Below are 16,379 nucleotides of genomic sequence, written 5' to 3' on the forward strand. Positions count from 1 at the left end.
GACCATGACATTTAACGTAAAGATCGGCATTAATCCGATTTCCTGGATGAACGATGACTTGCCATCGCTGGGCGGCGAGACGCCGCTGGAAGTGGCGCTGGCCGAGGGCGCGCAAATCGGTTATCGCGGCTTCGAGCTGGGCAACAAATTTCCGAAGGAACCGGCGGCGCTGGCCGCAGTGCTCGGTAAATATCAACTCGAATGTATCTCAGGCTGGTATTCCGGCCGCCTGGCGACTGGTTCGGTCGAGGATGAACTTGCCGCTGTCGGCCCGCATCTGCGGTTGTTGGCGGAAAACGGCGCCAAAGTCATGGTGTACGGCGAAGTCGCCAATGCCATCCAGGGCCGGCCGGATCCCTTGTACAAGCGTCCGCGGTTCTTGACCGATCTGGAATGGCAGCAATACGCCGACAAGCTGACAGCCTTTGCGCGCTTTACGTTATCGCACGGCGTGCGCCTGGCTTATCACCATCACATGGGCGCCTATGTTGAAACACCGGCCGATGTCGAGCGGCTGATGGCATTGAGCGGCGATGAAGTCGGCTTGTTGTTCGACAGCGGCCACATTACGTTTGCCGGCGGCGATCCTCTGAAGGTGCTGGAGCAGCATATCAAACGCGTCTGCCACGTCCATTGCAAGGACGTGCGGCCGGCGGTGGTGAAGATGGCGCGCAACGGTAACTGGAGTTTCCTGCAGGCGGTGATCAATGGCGCTTTTACCGTGCCGGGCGACGGCACCATCGATTTTGAAGGACTACTGAGGCTGTTATATCGGCATGGCTATGCCGGCTGGCTGGTGGTTGAGGCGGAGCAGGATCCGGCTGTCGCCCCAAGCTTTCAATATGCCGAGATGGGTTATCGTCATTTGGCTGACCTGGTGAGCGCCATCGAGGCCGGTAGCAAGATCGATAATGTCGACAATGCGGAGGCAGCATGAGTCTGCTCGTCAAAGGTCGCGCGCAAGGGCGGGAAATCGTCAGCGTTACGCCGCAATCGGCGAACTGGCGTTTTGTCGGCTTTGCCGCATATCGGCTTGCGGCAACAGAGAAGATTCGTTTCGATACGGCTGACCGCGAGATATGTATCGTGGTGCTGCGCGGGGTGGTCAGCGTGCAGGCTGGCGATCATGCATGGAAAGAAATCGGTGAACGTCAAAGCGTGTTTGATCAAAGTTCGCCATACGCGGTGTATGTGCCGCACGGCCATGCCGTCGCCGTCAGCGCGCACGGCGATGCTGAAATTGCCGTCTGCAGCGCTCCCGGCCATGGTGACCTGAGTGCGCGTCTGATAGAACCAGGAATGGCAAAGCGCTCGGTGCGTGGGCAGGGCAGCAATACGCGTTATGTGTGTGATATCCTGCCGCAAACCGAGCCGGCCGATCATTTGCTGGTGGTGGAGGTGGTGACGCCGGGCGGCCATTCATCGAGCTATCCGCCGCACAAGCACGATACCGATAATCTGCCGCAAGAGAGTTTTCTCGAAGAGACCTATTATCATCGCTTGAATCCGCCGCAAGGCTTTGCTTTCCAGCGCGTGTATACCGACGATCGTTCGCTGGACGAATCGATGGCGGTGGAAAATCACGATGTGGTCATGGTGCCGCGGGGATATCACCCGGTGGTGGCGCCGCATGGCTACGATAGTTATTACCTGAACGTGATGGCCGGCCCCCGGCGCGAATGGCATTTCATGAACGATCCGGCGCACGAATGGATGCTGCAGCGCTGATCCGCAGCCGAATTTGCGACGCCAGCCATGAAGTACGACAATTAATTGCATAAAATCGCAAACTTCGATTGACCGAAACTATCAAATGCACGTATTATTCGGTCTTCGGAATTGCAGTGAGCCTTACTGGGCTTCGCATTACGGCCCACGTGGCGGAATTGGTAGACGCGCATGGTTCAGGTCCATGTGCCGCAAGGTGTGGGGGTTCGAGTCCCTCCGTGGGCACCAGGTAACTGGTGTTGGAAGTAAAGAGAAACCGCATAAACATCAATGTTTATGTGGTTTTTTTTCTTTTTCCAGAGCAAAAACTCAATGCGGCTCAGTATGACTCAGTGTCAATTCCTGTGTGTATGAGTTCCAGCAATTATGTTTGGCGCAGCTTCTGCCATACTATTTGTTGTTTTAGATAAAATGATTGCCGTATCATGTGAAAACAATAACAACCTTGGGCCTCCTCAATGGTATTAATCGTTTCACTTTTGCTGGTCTCTCTGTTCGTCCTCTGGGGCGCACTGTCACCGCTCAGCATGGCTGCACTGATGCAGTCCGCACTGGGCGGCACCATCGCCAATTTCGGCTGGTTCTACCTGTTGTCGATGTTCGGTTTCCTGGTGTTTGCGCTCTATCTTGCGTTCGGCCGTTTTGGCGCGATTCGGCTGGGGGGAGAGGATGCCGAACCGGATTTCAGCCGCCATAGCTGGTTTGCCATGTTGTTTGCCGCTGGCATGGGCATAGGGCTGGTGTTCTGGGGCGTGGCGGAACCGGTTTCTCATTTTGCGACACCGCCTAGCGGCCCTGCCGGTGGCCCCGAGGCGGCACGGCTAGGTTTGCGTTATGCTTTTTTCCATTGGGGCTTGCATCCGTGGGCTGCGTATTGCGTGGTGGCGCTGGCGCTGGCATTTTTCCAGTTCAACCGCAATCGCCCGATGTTGATGAGTACCACTTTCGAGCCGCTGATCGGCAAGTATGCGCAAGGTACGCTGGGCAAGGCTATCGATATCCTGGCAGTGCTGGCGACCGCGATCGGTGTCGCCACTTCGCTCGGTTTCGGCACGCTGCAAATCAGCAGCGGCTTGCACACGGTATTCGGCCTGCCGAATGGGCTGGCCTTGCAGTTGACAGTGATTGCGGTGGCTGCCGGCTTGTACCTGGCGTCTTCCCTGAGCGGGCTGGATCGCGGCGTGAAAATCCTCAGTAACATCAATATGGTGCTGGCATTGCTGCTGATGCTGTTCGTGCTGGTGCTGGGACCGACGCTGTTCATCATGGATGCGCTAACCACCACGCTGGGCGACTACCTGGACAGCCTGATCAGCATGAGCATGCGCATGACGCCATTTTCCAAAGACACCTGGATCGCCGACTGGACCTTGTTCTACTGGGCCTGGTGGGTCACCTGGGCGCCGTTCGTCGGTACCTTCATCGCTCGTATATCGCGCGGCCGCACCATCCGCGAGTTCGTTACCGGCGTGCTGCTGGTGCCATCACTGATCAGTTTCTTGTGGTTCGCCACGTTTGGCGGCGCTGCACTGCATGGCATCATGTTCGAGCACTTGCCACTGGTCGAGATCGTCAAGCAGGACAGTTCGCTGGCGTTGTTCGCGCTGCTCCAGCATCTGCCGTGGAGTACGCTGACTTCGTTGATCGCAATTATCCTGGTCTCGGTGTTTTTCGTTACCTCAGCCGACTCCGCCACCTTCGTGCTGGGCATGATGACCAGCCAGGGTAATCCGGCGCCGTCAGCCAGGATCAAGCTGGCATGGGGCGTGTTGACCGCGCTGATTGCAGCGGTGCTGCTGATGGCCGGGGGCTTGAAAGGCTTGCAGACGACCTCGATCGTGATCGCCTTGCCGTTCATGATCATCATGCTGATCATGTGCGCCAGCCTGTTCCGCGCCCTGGGCGAGGAGGCCGACAAGCTGGAGCGCCGGCGCCATGCGCGTGACCGCCTGTTGGAGCGGTTGCTGCGCGAGCGTGAGCAGACACCTTCCTGATGCTAATCCTGATTTTGATCAGTCAGGTAGGGTGGGCAGGTTTTTCTGCTCACGCGGAATTCACTCATCAAATGGTTGATGTACCGCGTGGGCATACGTGCCCACCCTACAAATTCGATATCGCCGTGACTTTGATCAGTTCTTTGCCGGCGCTGCCGGGCAGCCGCGCCAGTTGGTGGCCGCTGGAATCGATTCGCCTTTCATGACCAGCGTCAGTGCGCCCAGCTTGGCGTTGTCGTTGACCACTGCGCCATACAGCACGAAGCTGCGCGGTCCCATGTAGACCCGGCTGCCGATGTTGACGTGGTCGATCTTCATGACCCGGTCTTCGAACAAATGGGTCTGCGGGCAAGCCTGGGCATTCAGTTCGCTGTAATCGCCGATGGTGACGCAATCGAACTCGGTGATGTCGGTGGTATTCATGTAAACGCCGCGGCCGATACGGCAGCCCAGCACATTCAAGGCCAGCGGCAGCCACGGTGTGCCGCGCAGGTAGTTCATGAAATTCGGTATCGCAATCCCTTCATACAGATTGGTAACGCCTTCCGAGAGCCAGACGAACGGCGTCCACATCGGGATACTGCACTTCTTGTAGCGTCCGATCAGCAGCCATTTCAGCGCGGCGATAAAGATGAAAGTGCCGATACCGTACAGCAGCCCGGCAGAGGTGAGCAGGGAGATCACTTCACCCCACTGGCCGGCGCCAGCCAAAGGCATCAGGTTCAGCACCACGGTATAACCGACCGCGATCACGATCGCATGCGGCGAAACGATACGGAAACCTTCCACCAATGAGCGGCCCAGGCGGCGCCGGCGCGATGGCCGGAACGTCAAATGTTCGGGGAAGCCGCTGGTTTGCTCACGTGCCGGCAGGTTGATCGGCGGCGAGCCGAGCCAGGTGTCGCCTGGCTGCATGCGGTGGTTATCCGGAGTACGGGAATGGACGCCGATCAACACGTTTTCCGGCAGGATGCTGCCGTCAGGCACGTAGGCACCGTTACCGACAAAACTGCGGCGCGAGATGATGGTTGGCTTCATGGTCATCCAGCCGCCGTCGATTTGTTCATCGCCCAGCAGCACAGCGTCGGCGATGAAAGTGTCGTCGCCCAGGGTCAGCATGTCAGGCACTACGCCGAGAGCAGTCGAAATTTCGGCATGGCGGCCTACTTTCGCGCCCAGCAGGCGATACCAGAGCGGCGCGTAGACGGTCGCATACACGCCATGCAGCACACTCAGGCTGGATTCCTGGATCTGGTTGACCAGCCATTTGCTGCAATAGATATTGCTGCGCACCGGCCAGCTGCCGGCTCGCATGCGCGGCAGCAAGCTCCAGCGAATCCCGGCCGAGAGCAAAGCTGTGCATACGATCAGCACGGCTGTGGCAGGGAAAGCCATGATGAAATATTTGGTCAGCTGAAACGCCACATTGCCGTTACTTTGCAGCCACGGGAAACGATCGGTATCGTCGAGCCAGTCGATCAGGATGAAGCTGGGGAACACCGGCATGAAGAACAAGGTGGTGATCAGGAAAGCGCCGAACAGGAAAAATATCGATTCGCCCAGCTGACGCCTGTACGTTACCGGCGGCCGCGGCGGCTTGGAGGCCTTGTCGAAAGCGCCGACATCGCGCGCCGGCGAGCCGGTCCAGATGCGGCCGGCCGGCACCGCCTGGCCTTCGCTGATGGCGCTCTGACCCTCCACATGGCCGAAGGCGCCGACATCTGTGTTGCCTTCCATGACGACATAGGAACCGATACAGCTTTCACGCTGCAATGTGATCGGTCCGAGCCACAGTTCGCCATGTTCGACGCGGGCATTTTCAAAATTGACGGCATTGCCGATGCTCACGCCATCCTCTATGGTGAGCAAATCGTGCGCGCGCAAAGTCATGGAACCGATGATGACTTCGGAACCGATGCGCGCACCGAGCGCTCTCAACCACCAGCTATACAAGGTCGAGCCGCTCAGCAGGTAAGCCGGCGCTGCCTCGATCAGGCGGTCGGCCAGCCACCAGCGGTAGTAGGTGAGGCCCCAGAGCGGGTAACGGCCGGCTTTCAGGCGTCCGGCAATCAGCCATTTTGCGGCAATCGCGATGGCGAATTCAAACAAGGTAGCCAGCAAGAACACACCGACCGACACCACGATCGCCAAGGTGATGGAGTCACCCGGATCGCCGGTGAAGAAGTGGTAGGTAAAAAACGGCGCCAGCCATTGCATCATGCGCATTGCCACCAGCCACGGCACGGCGGCTGCTTGCGCGGCGCCGCAGACCCAACGTTTCAGATCCGACGGCGCGGCCCAGCTGGTGTCGACTGCGATACCGGCGACCGGCGCTACCGCCAATACCTGAGCGATGCGGCCGACGGTGCGATTCATGTAAATGTCGCGCACTGTCACATGGGCGAAATCGGGATTGGCGCGCAGTGCGGAGGCGAGTTTGGCCGCGAACAGCGAATGACCGCCGAGATCGTTGAAAAAATCGGCGCTGCGCTGGATAGGCTGGCCCGGGAACAGTTTGTTCAGCGCGGCGAACAGCGCTATTTCGGCTGGCGTTTCGGGCGTGTCCGAATCAAGTCCGGCGTGGCCGACACTAATCGCGGCCAAAGGCCTCGCTTTCAGCGTTTTGCGGTCGATTTTGCCGGAAGTCAGGCGCGGCATCTCCTGCATAGGCTCAAAGAAACCCGGCACCATGTAGGGCGGCAGGCGTTCGGCCAAAGCACTCCGCAGCACTGCAGGCGCGACTTCGGATCCGCTTTCGGGCACGATGAACGCAATCAGCTGGTCGATGCCGTCTTCCTGGCGCAACACTACCGCCACCGTCCCAACGCCCGGCTGACGCGCCAGCACTTCTTCGATTTCACCCAGTTCGACCCGAAAGCCGCGAATCTTCACCTGGTCGTCGGTACGACCCAGGCATTGAACCCGGCCGTCTGCTTCGATCCGCGCCAGGTCGCCGGTACGGTACAGGCGACGGTCATGGCTGCCGCTCGACCACGGATTTGCCAGGAATTTCTCGGCGGTCAGTTCGGGGCGTCCCAGATAACCTTCGGCAACGCCGGGGCCGGTAATGCACAATTCGCCGACTTCACCGCGCGGCAGCAGGAGCAGGCCATTTTCTACGGCTGGATTGATCACCAGCAAGCCGTAATTGGGCAAAGGGCGGCCGATGGTTACTGCTTCATTGGCATGTAATTCCGCCAGGCTGGCCGATACCGTTGCTTCGGTGGGGCCGTAGGTATTGAATATATGGCGGCCGGATTCAGGTTTTGCCCAGCGCGTGACCAATGCTTCCGGACACATTTCGCCGCCGAGATTGATGATGCGCAAGCTCGGCACATCCTGATTGAACAGCGCCAGCAAGGTCGGTACCGCATGTAATACGGTAACGCCGTTTGCGGCAAGCGCCAGCGGCAAGGCTTCGGGATCGGACGCCAGTTCCTTGGGAGCGATCCAGAGCGTGGCGCCGACCAGGTAACTGATCCAGATTTCTTCGAACGACATGTCGAACGCTACCGAAAACCCTTGATAGACGCGATCGCTGCCGGTGACGCCCAACACGGCGTTTTCACTGCGCAGGAAATGACAGATCGCGCCCTGGGTGATAGCGATACCTTTCGGCTTGCCGGTCGAACCTGATGTGTAGATGACATAAGCCGGATCGCTGCGCTGCACGTTTTGACGGCGTTGCAGCGGTGCGTCGGCCGGCGCCAGCAACTGCTCGGCGGTCCAGACCTGGCATCCGAGCTGATCCGGCTCCAGGCGTACGGCAAATTGCCGGCAACTGACAATCCCTGGCGATTGCGCGTCTTCCAGGCAGACTGCGATGCGTTCCACCGGGGTGTCCGCATCCAGCGGCAGCCAGGCGGCGCCTGCCTTGGCGATGCCGGCTTGCATGATCAGCAGGTCGATGCCACGCGGCAGCCACAGTCCGACGATCTGGCCAGGTCCCACGCCGGCAGCGATCAGACGTGAAGCCACCAAGTCGGCACGCTGGCTGAGTTCCCGATAACTCAGCTGGCGCTCGCCAAAAATCAAAGCGATCTGATTTGGTACGCGCGCGGCGGTAGCCTCCAGCAGATCTGTCAGCACCTCATCGCGAATCAACTCAGCCTGAGCCGGCCCGTGCAAAATGTCGGGGTGAATAGGAAAACTGCTGGCGGCTGCGATGTCAACGTGCAAAGACTGGGTCATGGATGAGGCAAGTGAGAAAGGTCAACGGAAAGGCGGAAAACCAGCGATGGTAGCACGGCAGTTGCGGGTAAATTCGGTAACGTTCAGACAATTTTTTGCCGTTGTTTTTGTGGCTGTTTTACCGCTGTTTTTGCCAATTCATGATATCGGTATCAATGGCGACTTTTGCCTCAAGGCAGGCGTTGCCGGCTGTCGTATCCAACGGTTTGCAGAGACACAGTTTGCAGACATAAACAAGGCAATATTTTATTCCTCGTCAACGAACTTGCAATTTGGAAATTATTGGTCGTATGATGGGGCATTCGGTGCCTGGATTCAAGTAGTGTCGTTTTTTCGCAATTTTCTGCAAATACGCTATGGGTTTCTGACTGTGCAAATTCATCAGCGAGATTTTGTGAGGCAGCGATTGAAGAAATTTTGGACTATGGATGGCAGTGTGCGCTGGATCAAGGTGACTTTGCCTTTCCTGGCGATTGTGCTCTTGATGGTAGGGTTGCTGATATTCAGCATGAATATCCTGTCTTCGGTGCGGGCGTTGGTCGGCGGTGAGAGCTTGTGGTCGAAGGCGCAGAAGGAGGCCGTATTCCATCTGAATCAATATGCGAATACCCAAGCCGAGGCTGACTACCAGAAGGTGCTGCAGGCGCTGGCGGTGCCCATGGGCGATCGTCGCGCCAGAGATGAGCTAGACAAATCCGAGCCGGATCTGCAAGTGGCACGCCAGGGTTTTCTGGACGGTGGCAATCATCCCGGTGACATCGACGGCATCATCAGCCTGTATCGTAACTTCAGGAATTTCAGCCTGCTGGAAGAACCGCTGACCACCTGGCAGGCTGGCAACGAGCTGATTGAAGATCTGAATGTGGAGGCCGGTCGTTTGCATGCCGTGATCGCTGCCGGCAATCCCGAGTCATCGACGCTGACGGACAGTATTGCCCGTATTCGCGACATAGACGCCCGTCTCACGCCTTTAGAGTTACGTTTTTCGGCCAGCCTGGGGGAATCTTCACGACAGGCCGAGCGCCTGCTGCTGTTTGCGATATTGACGATTGCCATTGGGCTGATGATTTTCAGTAGCTGGTTCGCACGCTACATCCTGACCAAGAGCGACGCGTTCGAAGAGGCGCTGAAGATCAGCCAGGAACGCCTGCATCTTGCGATGCTAGGCAGTAACGATGGTTTGTGGGACTGGGATATCCAGGCTGACAACATCTACTATTCGCCACGCCTGACGGAATTTCTGGGTTACACGCTGGATGATGGCGAGCCGACTCCGATACAGTTCCTTAACTGTATTTATCCATCGGATCTGGCTTCGGTACGGGCAAAACTGAATTTTCATCTGTACGATAACTCCCCGTGCGACATCGAGTTCCGAATCGTCACCAAATCGGGCGAGTTACGCTGGGTGCGCTCATGCGCACAGTCCACCAGCGATGCCTCCGGCCAGCCGGTGCGCATGGCAGGTTCGTTTACCGATATCACCGCCCGCAAACGGTCCGAAGAACAACTGTATGCCGCCAAGGAGCGCGCCCAGGTCACGCTGGAATCGATAGGCGAGGCGGTAATTACGCTGGGCACCGATGGCCTGGTTGAATATCTTAATCCGACAGCAGAAATATTGACCCGATGGACGCTGGCGTCGGCACGCGGCTTGCCGCTGGCAAAAATCCTGAACCTGGTAGGCGAGGCCTCTGGCAAGCGGATTCCGAATCTGATCGATCAGATTCTCGACAATAGCAATCCGATCGACCGTGAAACCAATTTGTTGTTGGTTTGCAATGATGGCAGCGAAGTGGCGGTCAATCTGTCGTCCGAGCCGATACGCAACCTGAGCGGCGAAACCATCGGCACCGTGCTGGTTTTGCATGACGTCAGCAAGGAGCGCGAATACGCGGCCCAGCTGTCGTATCAGGCCAGTCACGACGAACTGACCGGGCTCATCAACCGGCGCGAATTCGAGCGCCGCCTGACGGTGGCGATGATTACTTCGCGCGATCAGCAACGCCAGCACGCGGTGTTGTATCTCGATCTGGATCAGTTCAAGGTAGTCAACGATACTTGCGGGCATGCCGCCGGCGACGAACTGATCCGGCAAATCAGCGTATTGCTGAAGCAGCGCTTGCGCGATACCGATACCATCGCGCGTCTGGGTGGCGACGAGTTCGGCGTATTGCTGGAAAATTGTCCGGTTGAATATTCGCTGGGGGTTGCGGAAGGGCTGCGGCAGACGGTTGCCGATTTTCAGTTCGTCTGGGCCAACAAGCCATTCACCATCGGGGTCAGTATCGGACTGATTAATCTGGCGGGAGAAATGCATACACTGGGCCAGATCATGAGCGCGGTCGACGCCGCCTGTTACCTGGCCAAGGAAAAGGGTCGCAACCGAGTACATGAATACCGCCTGGATGACAGTGAATTGTCAATACGGCACGGTGAGATGGAATGGATAACCCGTATCAATGAAGCGTTAGCCAAAGACAGATTTTGCCTGTTCTCACAAGAAATTGTCGCTTTGGGCAAGCCATCCAGGCATGGCTCGCATTTTGAAATCCTGCTGCGCATGCTAGACAAGGACAACAATCTGGTGCTGCCGATGGTGTTCATTCCCGCCGCTGAGCGCTACAACCTGATGCCCGCGATTGATCGCTGGGTGGTCTCTACGGTATTTGCCACGTTGGCGCAAATGCATCTGGAAGGGGGCGGCCGGGAAATCCAGAGCTGCGCCATCAATTTGTCGGGCGCCAGTGTCGGGGATAACGATTTTCTCAATTTTGTGCAGGAACAGCGCCTGAAATACGACATTGCGCCGCAAGACATCTGTTTTGAAATTACCGAGACCAGCGCCATCGCGAATTTTGCCAAGGCTGCGCACTTTATCGAGGAGTTAAGGAACGTCGGTTACCGCTTTGCGCTGGATGATTTCGGCGCAGGCATGTCTTCGTTTGCCTACCTGAAGAATCTGCCGGTCGATTTCATCAAGATTGACGGCGGGTTTGTGAAAGACATGTTGAATAGCCCGACCGACTATGCGATGGTCGAGGCGATCAACAAAATCGGCCATTTGATGGGCAAGCAGACGATTGCCGAGTTTGCCGTCAACGAACGGATTATTAGTACGCTGACCGAGATCGGCGTCGATTTCGCCCAGGGCTACGGTATCGAGCGGCCGCGCGCCTTTGGCGTCGGTGCCAGCAAAATCCTGCAGAATGCGAGCTAGTTGGCTTATACCAGAGCCGCTTTCAATATCGCTTCTGCATTTCTCGTGGGTGTTTATTTGTTTATGCCTTGGCTGGTATTGATGTTGCTGTCGGCACTGCCATTGGCCGAGACCTGGAGTGCTCGGCCATTATTGTTGAATCAAAATACAATTCGCTGCCGCAGATAACCGCTACCTTCACGGCGTTTGTCGGTTTGTAAGGAAACCCGGGGATCGCGCAATCCTTGCGTATTTGCATCGGTTTGCAGTGGATAACAGCTAGCCAGCTTCGCTTGTTCTTCTTGCGTAAATGGTGTTTGCTCGTCGGCTTGTTCCATCGCCTTGCGTAACTCCAGGCGATAGCGTAGATTCTGATGGTCGTCATTCCTTGCGGCCTCCCGGTAGATGCGCACTTTTTCGTTCATCGCATCGGCCAGTTCTGGATCGCTCTGGATCATCGCTTGATAGTTCTCCCATACCTGCTTATCGTAGGGATTCGCCGGTGCGTGGCCGGCACGCGTCATCTCCAGCAATCTTTCTGCCTTTTCTTCGTCGGTGACATAACCGGCCATATAGAAGGTGGCCAGCGAATCGTGCACTTGGTCCCTGAATAAGCGCATATAGGGTTCATCAAAAGATGCTGGTGTGTGATTGAATTGTTGTAAGGCCCATAACTCATCCTTGCCTGGCGCGATCCGGCTTTTGTGCAGTTGTTGCTGCCACTGGTTGGAATTGTCGATTTCTTTGCCATCCAAGGGGAGGTAGTAATGGCGGCCGCCTTGCTGCGCATCGTAGGCGCGATTGCGTAATATGGCCAGATCGCCTTTCAGTAAATTGTTGTAGCTCCGCAGATCTTCTTGCTCTTGTCCCTTGCGGGCGAGCGTATATGGCGGGAGATGTTCGAACTCGTTGAGCCATCTTGCCTGGAACAGATAAAGCAAACGCATGTGCTCGCGCAGCATGTCGCGATAGTTGCTGCCCTCGAATATTTTCTTGCCGTAAGCCATGTACGTATTCCAGTTTTGGCTCAATGCGGGATCGATATCGTAGTCTGCCCGCAAGTCGGATGGCATCACGCAATACGCCGCCAACGGCACCCCTGCGGCGCTGGCAGCATGGTGCATATGCAGCAACGGTACTTGCGACAGCATGGTTCCCATGGTCAAACCGCGTCCGTGATCGCCAGGGCTGTAGCCGCCGCCGACATCGGAATGCACACCTGGGTAGATATATTCGCTCACGTTATTTCCTTTGACGCGGGTCACAGGGAAATTGCGGCGCTGTTCATGGGCGGCGATGAAATGCACCGTTTTTTTAACGCAAGGAGGTAACGGCTTAACGATTTCACCGGCCCAGGCGAAATGGCCGTCGGCAAAGAACAGCGGCGTACTTTCTGCCGCGGAATTTGCCAGTCCAATAGAAGCGACACTGTCGAACAAACCTAAAAAAAGAATCTCGGCGGGCATTCCGGCAAAAGTGCCGTCCGGAGCCAATACGTCGGCGAACCAGTGGCAGAAGGCCCGTGCCTCTGCCGCTCCGCGTGAAAAGCCGAAGACATTCAGCGCGATTTTTGGAATGTCCGGGCGTGGCCTGTGTGTGCGTGCTGCGCTTAATTTTTGGTTGAGTTCATTGCTAAGGTCATTAAACCAACTTTGGCGATTTGGGCGTGGGGCGCTGGCGTCGCGTAGCGGATCGTTGGTTTTTACGTCTTTGGCGTATTGCTGGATTTTGGCCGCGATCTCGTCAGGTCCAAACATCGGTTGGTTTTCACTAAATGCCCGATGGATTGCGTTATAGACCTCCAACAATCCGAACAGAATACGGGCTTCACCGCCTTTCCCTAGAGCCTTACCATCTTGGGATTCACGCCACTCCCTGTTTTCTGGAAAAGGTGTACCCAAACCCGGAATATAAACCCTGTAATGTCCAGGTACCTTAAGCATACCTTTCTCATCGACGGATTTATGCGCGTTAAATAATTTGACGACGTTGGTATGACATTGCCGCGGTATGTCGCGAATCATATTGTTGCCGGTGCCATCGAAGAATAGGCCAATCTTGACGAATTTCTGGCATGGCGGCGGGTTTTTAGCTGGCTGGCTATCGATGCCTTGCACAAAGCAGCATTCGGCTGTAGTCAGGAGCAGTTCATCTTCCGCGTTGTTTGAAATGTGCGACGGCGCAGATTGGATTGGTGCATCCATTTATTCTTCCTCCGGCGGAGCAATGGTCAGATCCATCGAAATTGGATGATGTGGGCCGGGATAAGCAAACGCTGACAATACACGTACTTCATCGTTAGCAAAGAAATGAACGAACAGCGTTCCGACTCTGTCGTACCGCCTGATCGTGGTGGTTTTTTCTATCCAGTCACGTCCATTAGGCTTCCAACGCACTTTGACTTTCATGCCGGGTTGCCATTGTTTTGGGAGCATGTACCCGAAGGCTCCCGTACCGCCACAGCTCAACCCTCCTAGCATGCGCGAGCTGAATGGTTCCTTTACATAGAATGAGTAGATGTAGTCCGTGCCCGGATGATATGCGCACGCAATTGACACCGGGACCATCGGAATATTGAGCAGTTTTGACGGCTTTTTTGTGAGTGTTTCCGTAGTAACCGGAGATTGTGTGGCGCAGGCGCTCAGTGCGAGCATTGCAGCAATTAACAGCAAATGTTTGAAACGCATGGATTTCCTTTGATTGAATTCGGTTGTGCGGAAAAATCAGCTCTAGCTCTTGCGTCATGTTAGCGATGGCCTTTGCACTCTATGTTCGTAGGTGGGAATTGCCGTGACGGTGTCAATTTCTGGCAAAAGTAACGCGGAACAAAAGTTAATAATACGTCAATTTATTTTGAGTCGCACTTGTTTTTTTGAAAACTGTGATTGAATGTTTTGATATGCATCACGTAGTGGCGGATGCAAAAATAGAAGATATGGGGCTGCAGCTTTATGGGCTAGAACAAGTCGGTGTCGTTCGGCATAGGATTTTTGCTGACATGACTCTGGAGGCGAGGGAAATCTTTTAACGAATAGCTCTAAATTAGCGCCGCTTTCAACATGGCTCTAAAGCTGCGTGGCGTACATTGATCTATCACTACGCGCGGCGTGCCGTGCCATGTCGCAAGGCGCTGCAAAGCTGTGGCCAGTTCGGTCACGAGTCTCTGGCTGGTGCGCGTCCCCGGTTCAAGATACAGCGCCTTTACTTGAAACACGCCGTCGCTACGGTGTGCTTTGGCATCCAGCCGTCCTACCAATGCACCGCGATGCAGGATCGGTAACGTGAAATAGCCATAGCTACGCTTGGCTTCCGGCGTGTAACACTCAAGCCGGTAATCGAAATCGAATAATTCCAGTGCGCGCTTGCGGTCCCATACCAGTGGATCGAAGGGCGAGAGCAGGCTGGTAGTGGTCGGTTTCAACAAGCCGGCTGCGGCTGCCAGTGCCAGTTCGCGGTGGGCCGGGTGAATATATACCGGCTGCTGCCAGCCTTCGACCGTCGCCCTGAGCAGGCTGCCGTCATCGACCAGGGTTTCGGGGTCGGGTTTGGGGCGGCTCCTGGCGGTGCGGAAATAATCGCCGATCCAGCTGGCTTTCGCTACTCCCAGTGCTTGTACCGCCTTGAGCAGCAGGGTGCGTTGCGTATCTGCGGTGGACGGCATGTTGGCATCGTCCCAGTCCGGCAGGATGCGTTCGGCGAGATCGTAGATCCGGTGAAAATTATGGCGCTTGGCAATCATCAGGCGGCCGGCGGTAAACAATACTTCCAACGAGCGCTTTTCCGGCTTCCATTCCCACCAGCCGCCGCCTTTACCGTCGGTGCGTTTGAAATCGGCCGAGCGCACCGGGCCGTGTTGACGGATATGCTGCAGCAGCAGTTCTATGGTGGCACGATGCTCATCCATCCATTTGGCGGAATATTTCCAGCCCATCGAGCCGGGATCGATCATGCGGTGGCGGTACAAACCGTAATCTTCGATCGGCAGGAAACTGGCTTCGTGCGCCCAGTACTCGAACAGCTGGCGCTCCTCCAGCAATTCATCCAGCCAGTGCTGCGGATAGCTGCCAAGCCGGCTCCACAACACCAGATAGGGGCTGCGCGCCACCACATGGATGGTGTCGATTTGCAGTACGCCCATTTGCCGGATGGCGGCCAGCACGTCTTGCTTGATGGCTTTCTTGCGCACCGGATTGAGCAAGCCTTGCGCTGCCAGTTGCAGGGCGCGTGCGGCAGGCAAGGAAAGCTGGATGGAGCTCACGTAGGACTTTTTCTCAGATGCCGATGCTGGTCAGGTCGAGATGCCCGTCCTGCAGCGGCGGGCACCAGTAGTAGCCGCCGGTTACCGGCCGTGAAAAGCTGAACAGGGCGTCGACGATATTGTCTTCGTGACCCAGCATGCGGCGCAGGACGTTTTCGAAGCGGTCGCTGGATTCGCCGTAAGCGATGAATTCCGTGCCTTGTTGCAGGCCGGTATCCCATGGCATGGAGTGACGCACCATGTAAGCTTCGGGCGTAAAACTTTCCTGAGCCGTACGTTTGGCATGAGCCGATTCGGGAGCGTCCTCGATTTCCTCGTTGTCGCTAATCTGGCGGCCGATGCTGGCATCGCGCTGCGCTGCCGGGAATCCGCGGAAACGCGTCAAATCATGGATCCAGCGTTGTACCGCGACAAAGCTTGAACCTTGACGTCCTGCGCCTTCCGCCACCAGCGCAGCGGCAATGGCGGCCGCATCTTTGGGGTTTTCGGTACCATCTTCATAACCGGTCAGGTCGCGGTTGTCGCGATAACGGAAGGTGTCCAGCGCGTCTTCCAGCACCAGCGCATCGCCCAGTAGTTCGACCAGCTGCGCGGTACGCTCGAACAGGCTGCTGCGCTCGCTGCCGCGCAACAAAATCCACATGGCTTGCTGGGTCGACGGCGCAGCGCAGCCTTGTCCTTCCAGTGCCGGGAACGGACGCAGGCCAGCGACATGCTGATCCAACGCGTCGACCAGTGGCGTACCCAGGCCGACGACACCCCAGTCAGCCGCGAACACTTCACGCAGCCGGGTCAGGGCCGCTTGCAGATTGTGAGCGTTAGTGTGGCCATTACTGTGGTCATTAAGGCGAAAGGTGAGCGAACGGCCGAGTGGCGCGAGTGCGTCGAGAATTCCTGGTTGGGCTTGAGCTGCGGTTGCGGGCATTATTTATCCTTTGATACTGAAGCGAGGGAAGGGGGATGTTAGCGGATTTTGACAACTTTTTCCGAAGCCGGAAAATTTGCAAGA

The 16,379-nt window shown here is 56.6% G+C and carries 9 protein-coding genes and 1 tRNA gene; 5 read left to right on the forward strand and 5 right to left on the reverse strand.

Going from position 1 to position 16,379, the window contains the following annotated elements; translation table 11 throughout:
- Positions 1–4: 4 nt before the first annotated feature.
- The 4 genes from iolE to KHU29_RS03770 all read left to right on the forward strand — a co-directional run bounded on the left by iolE (position 5) and on the right by KHU29_RS03770 (position 3,722).
- Positions 5–937 carry a myo-inosose-2 dehydratase gene (gene iolE / locus KHU29_RS03755; RefSeq protein WP_211451343.1) on the forward strand — a complete coding sequence of 311 codons (933 nt, stop codon included), beginning with the start codon at positions 5–7 and terminating at the stop codon, positions 935–937.
- A complete protein-coding gene (gene iolB / locus KHU29_RS03760) occupies positions 934–1,728 on the forward strand; it encodes a 5-deoxy-glucuronate isomerase (protein ID WP_211451344.1) in 795 nt (264 codons plus the stop codon). The genes iolE and iolB overlap by 4 nt, the downstream gene beginning before the upstream one ends.
- 143 nt (positions 1,729–1,871) lie before the next feature.
- Positions 1,872–1,956, forward strand: a tRNA-Leu gene (locus tag KHU29_RS03765).
- A gap of 230 nt (positions 1,957–2,186) precedes the next feature.
- Positions 2,187–3,722, forward strand: a complete 1,536-nt coding sequence (locus KHU29_RS03770) for a glycine betaine uptake BCCT transporter (protein ID WP_211451345.1) — start codon at positions 2,187–2,189, stop codon at positions 3,720–3,722.
- 135 nt (positions 3,723–3,857) lie between these two features.
- On the opposite strand, the gene KHU29_RS03775 is transcribed toward KHU29_RS03770, so the two are convergent.
- Positions 3,858–7,913 carry a Pls/PosA family non-ribosomal peptide synthetase gene (locus KHU29_RS03775; RefSeq protein ID WP_211451346.1) on the reverse strand — a complete coding sequence of 1,352 codons (4,056 nt, stop codon included), beginning with the start codon at positions 7,911–7,913 and terminating at the stop codon, positions 3,858–3,860.
- A gap of 406 nt (positions 7,914–8,319) precedes the next feature.
- On the opposite strand from KHU29_RS03775, the gene KHU29_RS03780 reads away from it, so the two are divergent.
- A complete protein-coding gene (locus tag KHU29_RS03780; protein WP_211451347.1) occupies positions 8,320–11,133 on the forward strand; it encodes an EAL domain-containing protein in 2,814 nt (937 codons plus the stop codon).
- A gap of 140 nt (positions 11,134–11,273) precedes the next feature.
- Here KHU29_RS03780 and KHU29_RS03785 read toward each other — a convergent pair whose 3' ends face one another.
- The 4 genes from KHU29_RS03785 to KHU29_RS03800 form a co-directional block, all read right to left on the reverse strand.
- Positions 11,274–13,229 carry a T6SS phospholipase effector Tle1-like catalytic domain-containing protein gene (locus KHU29_RS03785; protein ID WP_343216022.1) on the reverse strand — a complete coding sequence of 652 codons (1,956 nt, stop codon included), beginning with the start codon at positions 13,227–13,229 and terminating at the stop codon, positions 11,274–11,276.
- An 87-nt stretch (positions 13,230–13,316) separates the two neighbouring features.
- Positions 13,317–13,799 (reverse strand): DUF3304 domain-containing protein, encoded by a 483-nt coding sequence (locus KHU29_RS03790; RefSeq protein ID WP_211451349.1) that lies wholly within the window; start codon positions 13,797–13,799, stop codon positions 13,317–13,319.
- Positions 13,800–14,149: 350 nt separating this feature from the next.
- Positions 14,150–15,370, reverse strand: coding sequence for a winged helix-turn-helix domain-containing protein (locus KHU29_RS03795; protein ID WP_211451350.1), 1,221 nt, complete (start codon positions 15,368–15,370; stop codon positions 14,150–14,152).
- Positions 15,371–15,383: 13 nt separating this feature from the next.
- Positions 15,384–16,295: a Dyp-type peroxidase gene (locus tag KHU29_RS03800; protein ID WP_211451351.1), complete on the reverse strand. Its 912-nt coding sequence runs from the start codon at positions 16,293–16,295 to the stop codon at positions 15,384–15,386.
- Positions 16,296–16,379: the final 84 nt, after the last annotated feature.

Source organism: Collimonas antrihumi, from assembly GCF_018304965.1.
Classification (GTDB): domain Bacteria; phylum Pseudomonadota; class Gammaproteobacteria; order Burkholderiales; family Burkholderiaceae_D; genus Collimonas; species Collimonas antrihumi.